At 45.7% G+C, this 15113-nt stretch carries 10 protein-coding genes; 7 read left to right on the forward strand and 3 right to left on the reverse strand.

All coding sequences use genetic code 11. The features are described 5' to 3' along the window. Window positions 1-24: 24 nt before the first annotated feature. Window positions 25-1245, forward strand: a complete 1221-nt coding sequence (locus B3B27_RS11055; protein ID WP_286847437.1) for a DUF4876 domain-containing protein — start codon at window positions 25-27, stop codon at window positions 1243-1245. An 18-nt stretch (window positions 1246-1263) separates the two neighbouring features. Next, window positions 1264-2838, forward strand: coding sequence for a DUF6850 family outer membrane beta-barrel protein (locus tag B3B27_RS11060; RefSeq protein ID WP_286847440.1), 1575 nt, complete (start codon window positions 1264-1266; stop codon window positions 2836-2838). 107 nt (window positions 2839-2945) lie between these two features. Here the strand turns inward: B3B27_RS11060 and B3B27_RS11065 are convergent, their stop codons facing one another. Next, window positions 2946-3989: an asparaginase gene (locus tag B3B27_RS11065; RefSeq protein WP_238867728.1), complete on the reverse strand. Its 1044-nt coding sequence runs from the start codon at window positions 3987-3989 to the stop codon at window positions 2946-2948. Window positions 3990-4167: 178 nt separating this feature from the next. Between B3B27_RS11065 and B3B27_RS11070 the strand changes: the two genes are divergently transcribed. The 5 genes from B3B27_RS11070 to B3B27_RS11090 all read left to right on the forward strand — a co-directional run bounded on the left by B3B27_RS11070 (window position 4168) and on the right by B3B27_RS11090 (window position 11669). Then, the gene (locus B3B27_RS11070) at window positions 4168-4590 is read left to right on the forward strand and encodes an OsmC family protein (RefSeq protein WP_286847442.1); all 423 of its coding nucleotides are present in this window, start codon (window positions 4168-4170) and stop codon (window positions 4588-4590) included. Window positions 4591-4694: 104 nt separating this feature from the next. Continuing rightward, window positions 4695-5957 carry a phosphoglycerate kinase gene (locus B3B27_RS11075; protein ID WP_238867726.1) on the forward strand — a complete coding sequence of 421 codons (1263 nt, stop codon included), beginning with the start codon at window positions 4695-4697 and terminating at the stop codon, window positions 5955-5957. A gap of 320 nt (window positions 5958-6277) precedes the next feature. Then, window positions 6278-8740 carry a phenylalanine--tRNA ligase subunit beta gene (gene pheT, locus B3B27_RS11080; RefSeq protein ID WP_238867725.1) on the forward strand — a complete coding sequence of 821 codons (2463 nt, stop codon included), beginning with the start codon at window positions 6278-6280 and terminating at the stop codon, window positions 8738-8740. A gap of 57 nt (window positions 8741-8797) precedes the next feature. After that, window positions 8798-9532, forward strand: a complete 735-nt coding sequence (locus B3B27_RS11085; RefSeq protein ID WP_286847444.1) for a YebC/PmpR family DNA-binding transcriptional regulator — start codon at window positions 8798-8800, stop codon at window positions 9530-9532. Window positions 9533-9875: 343 nt separating this feature from the next. Continuing rightward, on the forward strand, window positions 9876-11669 hold the full coding sequence (locus tag B3B27_RS11090) for a glycoside hydrolase family 15 protein (RefSeq protein WP_238867723.1): 1794 nt from the start codon (window positions 9876-9878) through the stop codon (window positions 11667-11669). Between the two features lie 68 nt (window positions 11670-11737). Here the strand turns inward: B3B27_RS11090 and B3B27_RS11095 are convergent, their stop codons facing one another. After that, window positions 11738-12841 carry a mechanosensitive ion channel family protein gene (locus B3B27_RS11095; RefSeq protein WP_286847445.1) on the reverse strand — a complete coding sequence of 368 codons (1104 nt, stop codon included), beginning with the start codon at window positions 12839-12841 and terminating at the stop codon, window positions 11738-11740. A gap of 12 nt (window positions 12842-12853) precedes the next feature. Further along, window positions 12854-15022, reverse strand: a complete 2169-nt coding sequence (locus B3B27_RS11100) for a bifunctional alpha,alpha-trehalose-phosphate synthase (UDP-forming)/trehalose-phosphatase (RefSeq protein ID WP_286845772.1) — start codon at window positions 15020-15022, stop codon at window positions 12854-12856. Between the last annotated feature and the right edge of the window lie 91 nt (window positions 15023-15113).

Below are 15113 nucleotides of genomic sequence, written 5' to 3' on the forward strand. Positions count from 1 at the left end.
GTTAGATCAACAACAAGAAATCATATGAATCAGAATATAAGAATATACATCCTTCTCCTTCCGTTGATGCTGGCACTGCTCTCCTGTGAGCAGTTCCGGAGTGTCTCCGGTACGGAAGAGATGGTTCCCCTGAGTGCCACCATCAAGGTGAATCTCAATCTGGGTACGGCGCCACTGCCCGATCAGCTGCAGGTGAAGCTGGTCAATTTTGCCGAGCGCTATGAGCTGACCACCACCATGACGCCCAATCAGCCGGTCACGGTAGAGAACATCATCCCCGGCATCTACACCATCACGGTGAGTGCGGAGAAGAGCGAGGATGGGTTTACCTACAACTACAATGGCAACGTGGTAAATGTGGGGATCGTAGACAATCAGGAGACGATCACCATCGATGTGGGTGCAGCCAAAGCGGGAGCGCTCCTCTTCAAGGAGGTCTATTACAGCGGATCACGAACCCCCACCGGAGGTACCTACTTCCGCGATCAGTTCTATGAGATCTACAACAACAGCGACCTCGAGCAGAACATACGGGGACTCGCCATTGCCCTTATCAACCCTCAGACTGCTACAGCCAATCTGCCTGTTTGGCCGGGAGAGGATGCCGACCAGTATGTCTATGCCTTGCATATCTGGCAGGTACCCGACACGACCGATTTTCCCTTGCAACCGGGTGAGTCGATCATCATCGCCCAGATGGCCGATGACCATACAAAAGCCAACCTCAACCCCACAGCACCGGTCAACCTGCTGAGTGCCGAGTTTGAAACATTAGTCAAGACAACCTCTCTTATACAGGACAACCCTGCCATCAACATGAAAATGGCTTTTTGGCCAAAACCTACTAATCAGTGGCTAACCACTGTTTTCGGAGGGGCATTTGTCCTTTTTATCCCCACTGAACCGATTGATCCCAACAGTCCCAGCGAGGTGGTGAGTCCTGTGGGTTCAACCGTACAGAGCTACCGAATCCCCATCGAATCGGTGGTGGATGCCCTGGAGAACGTGGGGAATACCAACCAGATGGAGCTGAAGCGGATGCCGGCTGTACTGGATGCCGGTGCTGCCACGGTGAATGGGACCTATGTGGCCAAGAGTGTGGCCAGGAAGGTGAAGGAGACACGTCCCGATGGAAGGGTCATCCTGCAGGATACCAACAACAGTACCGAAGATTTTGAGGTGATGGATCTCCCGCAGATCAGGAGATACGATGCGCAGGCTCCCTCCTGGAACACCTGGAAATAGCAAAAAAGAGGAACGATTATGAACAGCGTATATAAACAATCTATCAAAGGGCTTTTGCTGACGGCTGTAGCCCTTCAGTTGATGACCTACACCACGGCACAGGAGCAGAGAACATTTTCATCCCCCCTCACTATTGAGATGAGGAAGGCACGTGCCAACTGGTTTGAGAGCAACAACGGTGCCGGAATAGGTCTGGACAGCCTGAGGAGTTATGGCTCTCTCGAGGCCGGATATCAGATGACCGACGGTGAATTCAAAAGGGTACAGCAGGGCGAAAAGGAGCGCCAGCTCAGTGTGGAGACAGAGGGTGGACAACAGCTTGGCAATGCTTATGCCTGGGGTCGCTTTTCCTATCACAACGAGACCCTTCGCGATACACGATTCAACACGGCGATGCTTGATCCCTACCGGGGAGTGCCCTATTATCCGGTAGATCCCAACCTGAGTGACTGGAAGAAGCAGAATTACAACTTGCAGATGAGGGTGTCATCGAAACCGTTATTCGATCGTTACCTTCTGGGTATCCGGGCTGACTATACAGCCGAAACGGGAGCCAAGCAGGTAGATCCACGTTCGGAACTTTACCTCTATTCAATCAATGTGAAGCCGGGCATTATTGCGATATTCGGATCCCATCGTGTGGGACTGAACCTGGAGTATGAGAATATGATCCAGGAGACGCGGGGCCATAGCAACAGCGATGACCAGGTTAATCAGGATGTTTTTGTGATGCGGGGGCTGGGCAACCACTATACAGCTGTGATCGGAGGCCTGCAGTCTTTGGGCAGTTTTGTTTATGATGCCAACAAAGTGGGTGCCGGCCTGCAGTACGGCTGGCAACAACAAGCTCTTCGTTTTTTCGCAGAAGGGGGATACAGCTTCCGCGTGGAAGAGGCGGTCAGGGACATCGCCAAACCCCGGAAAGAGGGAACTGTCCGCCAGCAGGAACTCTATGGACATGCGGCACTGCTGCATGAAGGAGTGAACCTGAACCGGGTGGCCCTCTCCTACCGCAGCAGTCGAACGGATGGTATAGAGTTTGTACAGGTGCTGGACAACACCTATGAGGTGCAGCAATGGGTCGATATTTACAGCAGCGTCCGCTCCACATACCGGCGCGATACCTACCGCCTGTCGTACGATTTTTACCGCAATGTGGGGCAGGAGTACAGCTGGAAAGCGGGCCTCCATGCGCTTTACACGGTGACGGACGACAACTATATTATGCCGGCGTCATACATGAAGATCAGGGATCTCTACCTTGGTGCCAATGCAAAGGTAAATCTTCCCTCAGGACGCAGCTCCCGCTGGGTGCTTGGAGCCAATATTGTTCGGAAGGCGAACCGTGAAGGTGGCTACCTCTATGGAGGAGCCGATTCCGAATCTGCTGTTATCACGGAATTTATGAATCCAGATGTGGTATATTTGAAACAAGATTATTACAAGGTGGGAGGTAGTGTCAGCTACTTTTCTGCTGTTGGTCTCCAAAAGAGCAGCGGTCTGTTCCTAAGGCTATCAGCCGATTATTACAGACCAACTGAAGGTGAAGCAAAGAGAGTGGTTACCCAACTGGGGATGGGACTTACCTTTTAAAATAATAGTGTAATATGGTCCTTGAATTTGACTTTTTGAATCGCTATAACTGTTTGCTATGTTCAAATAGCTTATCAGATTATGACAATTTCATGGAACTGATACACCTAACTTCTTACCGTCAGTTCGCCGCGGAGTGAAACAGACATGAGCCGGCTTACCTCGGTAGGTGTCTTGCCCTGGCCGAACAGTATCATCAGTTTGGCGAGAGCTGCCTCGGTAGTAATATCATAACCGCTCACAACGCCCAGCTTCTCCAGCCTTTGCCCATTTTCGTAGCGATGCATCTCAACAGACCCGTAGAGGCACTGAGTGACATTGACGATTACAATTCCTTTTTCCATGGCATCGCGAAGCAGATCGGTAAACCATGGATAGATTGGTGAGTTCCCCGTTCCATAGGCTTCCAGAACCACACCTTTCAGTCCCGGAATTGTGAGATGTGCTTTCACAACCTCTTCCGTGATACCAGGAAACAGTTTCAATATTATTACATGGTGATCCATGTCGTAATTGAAAAGAACAGGCACAGAATAATCGGGCTTCAGGATGAACCGGTCGTTATAGCGAATATCCAGACCGGCCTCGGCAAGGTATGGATAATTGGGACTGTTGAATGCGCTGAAATGTTCGGAGTTGACTTTGGTGGTGCGGTTTCCGCGCATCAGCAAGTTCTGCATGTAGATACACAATTCAGGGACAGCAGGATTGCCGTAAGCATCTTTGTCGGCTGCGATCTCAAGTGCCGTGATAAGGTTCTCCTTGCCATCTGTTCTTAGTTTGCCGATAGGCAGCTGTGAGCCGGTCAGGATAACGGGCTTGTTGAGATTCTCCAGCATAAGGCTAAGTGCCGATGCTGTATATGCCATTGTGTCTGTACCGTGAAGAATAACAAATCCATCGTATTTGTCATAATGATCTTGAATTACTTGGATCATCTGTTGCCAGATAGGGAGCGACACATCTGACGAATCTATTGGAGGATCGAATAGGAAGGTGTCAACATTGAAGTTAAGACGTTTTATTTCTGGAACATTTGAGCGGAGGTGACTGAAGTTGAAAGGCTCCAGAGCACCCGTTTCAATATTCTCAACCATCCCGATGGTCCCACCGGTATATATTAAAAGCACTTTTGCATTACTATCTATCATACTGCATATTTTTTATGCAAATGTAGCAAAATGTAATCATATACTATCCATTAGATACAATATTTCTTGTGTCTCATTTGTCTTCTTTTCTTTGACTATTATACTTTTCCCATTCATCGAACCAAATTGACAATAATTTGTTTAGAATGATACAAAATAAACAATTAATGATACAAATATGACGACACATTCAATCAAAACGGTTTGGAGAGAGAATAATATTTTTGATACGGAGCTCGACGGGCATACCGTGACAATTGACCTGCCGGAAAGTGCGGGCGGAAATGATGCAGGCCCCGTGCCAAAGAAGCTGTTGCTGGTTGCTGCTGCAGGCTGTACGGGCCTGGATGTTGTGTCTATTGTCCGTAAAATGCATATCGATCTGCAAAATTTTGGTATTCGAATAGATGCTGAAATGACGGAAGAGCACCCCAAACAATACACTTCAATGAAGGTTATTTATGAGTTTGAAGGAGATAACTTGCCTAAAGATAAACTTGAACGCGCCTGTCAGCTTTCGTTCGACAAATATTGCGGCGTATTGGCAATGTACAAAAAAGGAGTCCCTGTAACGTATGATGTCGTTTTGAAGGATTTGTAAACTTTCCTGCATCATTACGGAAAAATTTCCATATTTTTAATAACTTTGCAGCAGGTTTATCAATAGAACTTCATTGGACAATATTCATAAAAATATAAAGAACTATGCAAACAATGGACTCTTTTAATTTTGCCGATAAAAAGGCATTCGTTCGTGTGGATTTCAATGTCCCGCTTGATGATAATTTTAATATCACTGACGATACTCGTATTCGTGCAGCTATACCTACTTTGAAAAAGATTTTGAAAGATGGTGGAAGTGTTATCATAGGATCACACCTGGGCCGGCCGAAAGGACCGACAGGTAAATATTCACTCAAACACATTCTCCCTCGCGTTTCTGAACTGCTGGGTACTGATGTGCAATTCGCCAACGACTGCATAGGTGAAGAGACCGAAGCCAAGGCAGCTGCACTGCGCCCTGGTGAAGCATTGTTGCTCGAGAATCTCCGCTTCTATGCCGAAGAAGAGGGGAAACCTCGCAGTCTGGCTGCTGATGCTTCTGAGGAGCAGACAGACAAAGCTAGGAAAGAGATAAAAGCATCGCAGAAAGAGTTTACAGGTAAACTGGCATCTTATGCCGATGTATATGTGAACGATGCTTTTGGAACGGCACACCGTGCACATGCATCTACAGCTCTTATTGCTGACTATTTTGATGCTGATCACAAACTTTTCGGTTATCTTCTGCAGAATGAGATTATTGCAGTGGAAAAAGTGATGAACGAAACGGAACGTCCTTTCACGGCTATCATGGGCGGATCAAAGGTATCCACGAAAATTGATATTATCAAAAATCTGCTTGACAAGGTTGACAACCTGATTCTTGCCGGGGGTATGACATTCACATTTGCCAAGGCTTTCGGCGGCAAAATTGGTAATTCTATAGTTGAAGAAGATAAGCTGGAGCTTGCTAAGGAACTTGTGGAGCTGGCAAAAGAGAAAGGGGTGAACCTGGTACTGGCAACTGATGCCAAAATTGCTGACAGCTTCAGCAACGACGCAAAAACCGATTTTGCTCCAGTGGATGAAATACCCGACGGATGGGAAGGCCTCGATATCGGCCCCGAGTCTGAAAAAGCTTTCGCCGAGGTAATCAGGAACTCAAAGACCATCCTTTGGAACGGTCCTGTTGGGGTATTCGAGTTCGACAACTTCGACAAAGGGTCACGTGCCGTATCAGATGCAATTGTGGAAGCAACACGTAGAGGGGCATTCTCTCTAGTGGGAGGAGGCGACTCTGTGGCATGTGTTAACAAATTCGGACAGGCCGGAAATGTGTCATATGTTTCAACTGGAGGTGGAGCACTGCTTGAAATGATTGAAGGAAAAGTTCTTCCTGGTATCAAGGCAATCCGCGGTTATTGATTTCTTGTAACTTATTAGCGGAATGGGATTATGAGGGTGAATCACAATGTGATATCATCCTCAATTTTTTAAATTTGACTTTACCTTTTTACGCCTTCCGGTGCTCCCTTCATTCAAATAAATCCATCCATACATATAATTCAGAGAGTGAGTTATCAGGTAGAAAACTACAACAGCAAAAAACATTACTCAGCCCAATCTATGTATTCTCACCATTTTTTTGTAATTTTGAGGCTTTATTTAAAAACAAATTTAATATTTTGACAGAAAAAGAATTAGTGTAAATTCGGTCTGTCTCAATATACATCAATCTTGGCAGAATGAATATTTCGTACAACTGGCTAAAAGAGTATCTGCAATTCGATTTATCACCACAGGAGACCGCCGATGCGCTCACATCCATTGGCCTGGAAACCGGAAGCGTGGAAGAGATTCAAACCATAAAGGGCGGATTGGAAGGATTGGTTATAGGTAAGGTACTTACCTCTGTTCACCATCCAAATTCTGACCATCTGAACCTGACAACTGTTGACATAGGCAATGGCGGAGAACCACTGAGGATTGTTTGTGGTGCACCCAACGTGGCAGCAGGTCAAAAAGTGGTTGTTGCTACAGTAGGTACTAAGCTTTATTTCGACGAAGATGAGATCACAATAAAACGCACCAAAATACGCGGAGAAGAATCATTCGGGATGATTTGTGCCGAAGATGAAATAGGGATAGGCACATCACATGACGGAATTATTGTCTTGCCAGACGAAGTTTTGGAGGGTACACCAGCCAGTGAGTATTACAACGTTAAAAGCGATTACGTGCTGGAGATAGATATCACTCCCAACCGCGTTGATGCAGCATCGCATTTTGGTGTAGCCAGAGACCTCGCTGCATGGCTCAAACATGCAGGAAAACCATACAAGCTTACAAAACCATCTGTTGAGGAATTTACCGTTGATAAAAAAGAAGGCGGCGTAGAAGTGATAGTGGAGAACAGGGAGGCCTGTCCCAGGTACTCAGGGCTGACAATACACGGTGTAACAGTGAAGGAGAGTCCGGGGTGGCTTAAGAACAAACTTCAGCTTATCGGGCTCCGTCCAATCAACAATATTGTGGATATCACCAACTTTGTAATGTATGAGACGGGGCACCCAATGCATGCTTTCGATGTGTCATACATAAAAGGTAATGAGGTGGTAGTACGCACTTTGCCCGAAAAAACCAGATTTGTAACACTTGACGGACAGGAACATGAACTGAATGAAAAAGACCTTATGATCTGTAATGCTGAAGAGGGTATGTGTATTGCCGGGGTTTTCGGGGGGCTTGTTTCAGGTGTAACAGAGGAGACAAAAGATATTTTTCTGGAGTCTGCCTGTTTCCACCCCACATGGGTGAGGAAAACGGCCCGCCGCCACGGACTTAACACTGATTCTTCGTTCCGATTTGAAAGGGGTACCGATCCCAACAATACTGTGTATGTGTTGAAACGTGCAGCAATGCTTGTAAAGGAGCTGGCTGGTGGCGAGATTGAAGGTGAGATAAGAGATATCTATCCTGACCCTGTGGAAAAGCCACGGGTGGTATTGCCATACAAAAAAATATATTCCCTTACAGGAAAAGAGATTCCCGAAGAGACCATAAAAAAAATTCTTCACAGCCTGGAGATTGAAATTGAAGATGAAACGGAGATTGAACTCACGCTGCGTATTCCTACTTACAGGGTTGATGTTACACGAGATGTGGATGTGATTGAAGATATTCTCCGTATTTACGGATATAATAACGTGGAGATAAGCGATTCGCTGCAATCGAGCTTATCGAACCAGACACCTGCTGACCGCAAGCATAAGTTGCAGACACTATTATCCGAACAGCTTTCGGCGAACGGTTTCAATGAGATAATGAACAATTCGCTCACAAAGAAAAACTATTACGAAAAGCTTGAGAGCTTTCCGGCAAACAACTGTGTAGCGCTGCTGAACCCACTTAGTAACGATCTGGGCGTAATGCGGCAGACACTTCTTTTTGGGGGACTTGAAAGCATCGCCTATAACCGTAACCGTAAATATGGCGATATACGTTTTTACGAATTCGGCAACTGCTATTTCTTTGATAAAACAAAAAAGAGAGAAGGCGAAATACTCGCAGAGTATTCCGAGGAGACACATCTGGGATTATGGATTTGCGGCATGCGCAACCATAAAAACTGGGCTGCGGCCGAAGAACGGAGTTCTGTTTTTGAACTGAAGGCGCATCTTGAAAATATTTTGAAGCGACTGGGGGTCAATTTAAATAAGGTGCAGTATGAACCGCTGCAGAACGATATTTTCTCCACTGGAATGGGCATAAAGACGAAGAAACAACAAATTGGCAGCTTTGGAATTGTTTCGCCGGCTATTTTGAAAACGTTTGATATAGAGACCGGTCTGTTTTTTGCGGAGATGAACTGGGATATGCTGATAAAAGAGACAGAAAAACAGTCGGTAAGTTTTTCGGAGATTCCCAGATTTCCAGCTGTAAGCAGGGATCTTGCACTGTTGATCGATAAAAACATAACCTTTGCCCAGATACGACAGATAGCTCTTGACTCAGAGAAAAAACTGCTGAAACAGGTTTCACTTTTCGATGTATACGAAGGTAAAAACCTGCCTGAGGGCAAAAAGTCTTATGCGGTGAACTTTCTGCTACAAGACAAAGAAAAGACGCTCAACGACAAACAGATTGATTCGGTGATGCAGAAGATCCGGCAGAATCTTGAAAAAGAGCTGGGCGCACAACTAAGGTAACCGATTAATTTGTTACCGGTTATAACATGTATCAAAAAACAAGCCAAATTATATATTATGGGAAGAGCATTTGAATATCGCAAAGCACGAAAATTTAAACGCTGGGGAAACATGGCCCGCGTTTTCACAAAGCTGGGGAAAGAGATTACCATAGCCACTAAGTCGGGAGGCCCCGATCCAGCCACAAATCCACGTTTGAGGGTACTTATACAGCAGGCAAAAAAAGAGAATATGCCGAAAGAAAATGTGGAACGAGCAATAAAGAAAGCGACAGACAAAGAAGCATCAGACTACAAAGAGGTTGTTTATGAAGGATATGGGCCTCACGGAATTGCAATAGTAGTGGAAACCGCCACAGACAACCCTACGCGCACCGTGGCAAATGTCAGGAGTTATTTCAACAAGCATGGCGGATCGCTAGGTATTACCGGTAGCCTTGAATTTATGTTCGATCATAAATGTGTGTTCAAAATTGCGGGGAAAGAAGGTGTCGCTCTTGAGGATCTTGAGCTGGAGCTAATAGACTACGGTGTTGATGAAGTGGAAGTTGACGAAGAAGATATCATCCTGTATGGTGACTTTAAATCTTATGCCGAAATTCAGTCATACCTCGAAGAGAATGGCTTTGAGATCCACTCTGCCGAGTTTGAGCGCATACCGCACGATACAAAAATCCTCGATGAAGAACAACGGGGGCAGATTGAAAAATTACTCGAAAAATTTGAAGAGGATGAGGACGTGCAAAATGTTTTCCACAACATGGAAGAGAGCGGTGAAGGTGAAGAGGAGTAAACCGGCAAAGAAATATTATGTTTGTACCGTCAATTTTTGAAATCTAAATTCTATGAAACTAATACTTTTTTCGTAATCTTACCGTTATTGCTTTGCTTTTTTTCTTTTTCTGGGCTGTAATTCTTATATTTGTTTATACACACAAGAAGAACTGTAGATTTCGATGCAGGCGTCACAGGAAGAAGCGTCATCTGATTGATAACTGATTCAAAATACCAGTCAGAATAGATGTCTTGTTGTTGCTCTGAAAAGAGGATCGTTAATAACGGTCTCCTTGGATAATTGGCCTGTACTAATTGTATTTTATATTGGCATTGCAGGGAATCTATAAGATTGATTTTATATGAAGAACTTAGATTACGGGATAATAGGGAATTGCCGTACCGCAGCATTGGTTTCTAAAGGGGGGAGCATCGATTGGTTGTGTTTGCCCGATTTCGACTCTCCTTCCATTTTTGCAAAGTTGCTTGATAAAGAAAAGGGTGGCAGCTTCCATTTCGAGGTTTCGGATGAGTACTCAATAAGGCAAGAGTATCACGGCAACACCAATATTCTCCTTACAAGGTTTGAGTCGCCGGAAAACGGATTCATAGTTTTTGACTATATGCCCCGCTACAGAACATCTGAACTGCGTCATTACATGCCGCCTGAGATTCACAGGTATATTCGCGTAATAAAGGGAAAACCTGTGGTAAGGGTAATTTACGACCCGAAAATCAATTATGCCCGCGAGGAGGTGAAGCACGAAATTTCAGGGAACTACATCAAGACCTATTCTGCAGAAGACTCTGAAGATAAGATATACCTTTATTCCAGCATGGATTTCGAAAAAGTGCTCAACCGAGAGGAGATAGAGCTTACGGAACACCATTTTTTCCTGTTGTCATATAACCAGAAGCTTATTACGGTAGATACCAACCGTATCCTCCTGGAATATGAGCGTACGAAAGTTTATTGGTTTAATTTTGTGAATCGTTCCAGAGATTATCTGCAATATGATGCGATGATTAAGCGCAGCCTACTGGTATTAAAGCTTTTATCATATCAGAGCTCGGGAGCAATGCTGGCTGCAGTAACCACAAGCCTGCCGGAGAGCATCGGTGAAACACGGAACTGGGATTACCGGTTTTGCTGGCTCCGCGATGCATCCATGTCTATAGATACCTTGCTCTTTATGAAGCAGAAGACCGCGGCGGAGCGTTTTATCGGCTTTGTGAAGCATATTATGAAGTCACGTGAAGAGAAAATTCAGATCATGTATGGCATTCGGGGCGAAAGAGAGCTGACTGAGGAGACACTGGATCATTTGAGTGGTTATGAAAACTCCCGCCCGGTACGTATTGGAAATGCCGCTTATTATCAGGAACAGAACGACTCTATAGGCTATCTGCTAGATGTGATATATAAATACTACCTCTATTTCCCGGGTACTCTTGATGAAGTGGAAGAGATATGGGAGATAATAAAGAACCTTGTCCGGTCGGTAATGGCCTCCTGGCGCAAGCCGGACAGAAGTATTTGGGAGTTCCGTACCAGGGAGAAACATTTTGTGTTTTCAAAAGTGATGAGCTGGGTGGCTTTAGATAGAGCTTCTCTTATTGCCAACCTTCTGCAGAGAGACAGCTATGCTGCGAAATGGCGCCACGAGGCCGATCTGATTAAGTCCGAAGTACATGAAAAAGGGTGGAACCAAGAACTGCAATGTTTCACCCAGGCTTATGATAACACCGATTACGACTCATCTTTACTCCTGATGCAGTTCTACGATTTTATTGAACCAGGAAACGAACGTTACGTGAAAACAGTAAAGGCAATCAAGGAGAACCTCTATCACGAGGGGCTGATGTACCGCTATAAGTCTGAGGATGATTTCGGACTGCCTTCCTCCTCTTTCACCATATGCACCTTTTGGCTGATAGAAGCACTTTTTATGATTGGTGAAAAGAAAGAGGCACGTGCAATTTTTGAGAAAATGATATCATACTCCAATCATGTGGGGCTCTACAGTGAAGATCTGGATTTTAAGACCAAGCGGCAGCTGGGTAATTTTCCACAGGCTTATTCCCACCTGGCATTTATCAATACGGCAGTGCTATTTTCCGAAGAAAAACAGCTTTCCAAATTTATCCGTCCCTAAAACCTGTGGCATGAGGATGGATGGCAGGGTTACCGGGGGAGAGTTTGTGTTTCTGCAAACCTCTTTCTTTACTGATTGCCCTGTTTCCTCCGGATGTTTGTGTTCGGTAGGGCAGTCCCGAAAGTGTTGATCTTCGCAAATGAGCCGGGATAGTTTGTATTGATAAAGTCAATCAGCTTCTCCCGTACCGAGACCCGCAGGTCCCAGTTGCGGGAGGAGTCGGCACTGCTCACCAGCACCCGCAGTTGCTTATACCACTCCCTGCTGTCGGTCACCTGTATGTTCTGCACCCGTCCGTCCCAGTTGGGATCCCCTTGCACAATGCGGGTCAGCTCCTCGCGCAACGGTTCCAGTGGCAGGTCGTAGGAGACAGGGAGAAAGAGGGTGCCCAGTATTTGCGAGCTGCTGCGTGTCCAGTTCTGTATCGGGTTGTTGAGAAAGTAGTCGATGGGCACGATCAGCCGTCGCTCATCCCATATCTTCACCACTGCATAGGTGATATGTATCTCTTCGATGCGTCCCCACTCCCCCTCGATCACCACCACGTCATCCAGCCGTATGGGTTGGGTGAAGGCGATCTGTATGCCTGAGAAGATCTGACCGAAGCTGCGTTGTGCGGCAAAACCGATGATAATCCCTGCCACGCCGGCCGATGCCAGCAGGCTCATCCCCAGCTGGCGCACCTGCTCAATGGTCATCAGTGCGATGGCCATGAAGATGAAAATGATGGCAATCACTGTGATGCGCTCGATCATGCTCATCTGCGTGAGCCGTTTCCTAGCTTCCAGGTTGTCGGGATTTTGGATGTCGAGCTGTTTTTGCCAGTGGTGGAAGAGCGCCCTGACCACCTGTACCACGATCCAGCCGACAGTGAGGATCAGCATGATCTGGCTGATCTTGCGCAATACACCGTAGACCTGTTTATCTTCACTGAGCAGGCCGCTGAACAGGTTGAGCAGCAGGGCGAAGATAAACCAGATGCCTGGCAGGGTGAAGAGCCGCACCATGAAATCGTCTATCCGGCTTCTGCTTTTGCGGGCTCGACTACGCCACCGCCTGATGATTTGACGGTATACGGCTGTGAGAATGCCGAACAGTGCCAGGAACAGCAGCGCAATAAAGGGGTGTCGGAGGGGGTTCTCCAGTGAAAGAAGATGATCGATAAATGTCATTTTTCTCGGATTTTATTGGATTAGTTTGATGAGGAAAGGAATAACAGACGATTGTAGCGGGATGCGGTACTTGGCTGCCGGAGAGAAGTTGCCTACCTTAATGCTGATGCCGGCCGGTGGCAGTGCCCGGAACATATCCTCATCGGTAGTGTCATCGCCTATAGCCATTATAAAATCGTAGCTGTCCTGTTCCAGCCTGCGAACTACTTCACTCCCCTTGTTGAAATCAGGTGGCTTTACCTCAACTACTTTGTTACCAGGCACTATCTGCAGGTTCAATCTTGTACAGGGTCCCATAAGGGCGTTGATTAGCTGCTGGGCACGAAGTTCGGCAAGCCATATGTCAACATTGCGGTAGTGCCACACAAGGGCTGCATCTTTCTCCTCCATATATGATCTTGGAGTCTTTTCAATTGTGTGCCGTATGATATCAATTATCTCATCATCCCAAATCACTTTTTCAAGCAAGTTGTTGTGCCACTTTCCGTTTTCTTTATAGAACATGCCGTGTTCAGCAGCAAAATCGAGATGCGATAGCTTAAACCAGTTGTCGAGAACCCTCCTGTTTCTGCCACTGTTTATTACCACCTTGTTCTTTCTGTCGGCAGTCATCTTACTTAATAGATCTATTAGCATGGACGAAGGTTGGGCATCATCGGGGTTTTTTACGAATGGAGCGAGTGTGCCATCGTAATCTAGAAGTATTAAACGGGAAGATGCGTCATCATAAGCGCTCTTTATCTGGTTGAGTTGCCTTTTCCCTACTATCTTCTGCAAAATCTCTCTGTTCTGTGTTTTGATAGACCGCAGCTCTTTAACAAAGTCGTTTGCCCATTTTTTTACCGTCTCTGTTGAGATACGTTTTTGCATATTTTGCAGCCTGTCTATTTTCTCATTTTCAGGCATACTCAAAGCCTCCAAGATGGCCTCCTCAATCTCAACCGTGTCATTGGGATTTATTGTTATAGCATCCTGCAGCTCAATGGAGGCGCCTGCCATTTCACTGAGAATGAGTACTCCAGCCTTCTCGCGTTTGGTAGCAAGGTACTCCTTTGCTACAAGGTTCATTCCGTCGCGAAGCGGTGTAACTAGGGCAATCCCTGCAATATCATACATTGCAATAAGCTCTTCAAACGAAAAGCTGCGGTAAAAGTAGTATATGGGAGTCCAACCCAGCCTTGAGTATTTGCCGTTTATCTCACCAATAGCCTGATCTATCTTTGTCTTCAGGTCTGCATATATATCAACAGTGTCGCGGGAAGGGACCACTATCATTGTTAGTGACACCTTTTCGTGGAATTCGGGATGGTGTTGCAAGAACTTGGAAAACCCCTGAAGACGGTGCAGAATGCCCTTACTGTAATCCAGCCGGTCAACTGAAAGAATTACGGTATTGTTGCCTAACTCCTTCCTTAACATCTCCGATTTCTCCTTTACCTCAGGCAGTGTGGGTGCATTGTGGTACTGTTCATAATTTATGCCCATGGGGAAAGCATCAACGTGAACAATCCTGTCTTGCAGGTTTATTTCATCGAGGTTGCAATTCAGATCGAGTACCCGGTAAATGGCGCTGATAAAATGTCTCATGTACTCATGTGTATGGAAACCTATAAGGTCGGCGCCCAGTAAACCTTCCAGTACCTCTTCACGTTCAGGGAGAACCCTGAAAAGCTCGTATGATGGAAACGGAATATGGTGGAAGTAACCGATGCTGGCTTTTGGCTTTTCGTCTCGAATCATTTTAGGCAAAAGCATCAACTGGTAATCCTGTACCCAGATTATATCATCTTTTTCGATGAATGGCATTACCTCGCTACAGAACAGAGCATTCACTTCGCGATATGTCTCCCAGTACTCCCCTCTGTATTCAATAAACGAGAAAAAGTAATGACACAGCGGCCATATTGTGCCGTTGCTGTAACCTTCATAATAGTTTTCTATTTGTTCGGAAGATAAAAAAACAGGATGGAAGTTTAGTTCATGCAATTTTTCCCTTATCTCCAGCTTCTCATTTTCATCTTCAGTATGAATCCCAGGCCAGCCAACCCAGTATAATTCCGACTCTGTCTCAAGTGAACCGAGGCCGGTAGCCAAACCTCCCTCACTTCTGGTAATACAGAATTCTTTCTCTTTTCTCTCAATTTTAACCGGTAGTCTGTTGGCAATGATTATTATTTTCATTTATTATTTTTTTATGGACATTCCTTTTTAAGTGAAATAAACACTGTATTCAATTTTATAATTGATATGTTTAAAAGGAACTGTCTGCTGA

The sequence above is a fragment of the Proteiniphilum sp. UBA5463 genome (genome assembly GCF_002427225.1).
Lineage (GTDB): Bacteria > Bacteroidota > Bacteroidia > Bacteroidales > Dysgonomonadaceae > Proteiniphilum > Proteiniphilum propionicum.

What these genes read in the sequence shown, in the direction of transcription:
- B3B27_RS11055 (WP_286847437.1), top strand. Translation starts at nt 25, where the DNA reads ATGAATCAGAATATAAGAATATACATCCTTCTCCTTCCGTTGATGCTG.
- B3B27_RS11060 (WP_286847440.1), top strand. Translation starts at nt 1,264, where the DNA reads ATGAACAGCGTATATAAACAATCTATCAAAGGGCTTTTGCTGACGGCT.
- B3B27_RS11065 (WP_238867728.1), bottom strand. Translation starts at nt 3,989, where the DNA reads ATGATAGATAGTAATGCAAAAGTGCTTTTAATATATACCGGTGGGACC.
- B3B27_RS11070 (WP_286847442.1), top strand. Translation starts at nt 4,168, where the DNA reads ATGACGACACATTCAATCAAAACGGTTTGGAGAGAGAATAATATTTTT.
- B3B27_RS11075 (WP_238867726.1), top strand. Translation starts at nt 4,695, where the DNA reads ATGCAAACAATGGACTCTTTTAATTTTGCCGATAAAAAGGCATTCGTT.
- pheT (WP_238867725.1), top strand. Translation starts at nt 6,278, where the DNA reads ATGAATATTTCGTACAACTGGCTAAAAGAGTATCTGCAATTCGATTTA.
- B3B27_RS11085 (WP_286847444.1), top strand. Translation starts at nt 8,798, where the DNA reads ATGGGAAGAGCATTTGAATATCGCAAAGCACGAAAATTTAAACGCTGG.
- B3B27_RS11090 (WP_238867723.1), top strand. Translation starts at nt 9,876, where the DNA reads ATGAAGAACTTAGATTACGGGATAATAGGGAATTGCCGTACCGCAGCA.
- B3B27_RS11095 (WP_286847445.1), bottom strand. Translation starts at nt 12,841, where the DNA reads ATGACATTTATCGATCATCTTCTTTCACTGGAGAACCCCCTCCGACAC.
- B3B27_RS11100 (WP_286845772.1), bottom strand. Translation starts at nt 15,022, where the DNA reads ATGAAAATAATAATCATTGCCAACAGACTACCGGTTAAAATTGAGAGA.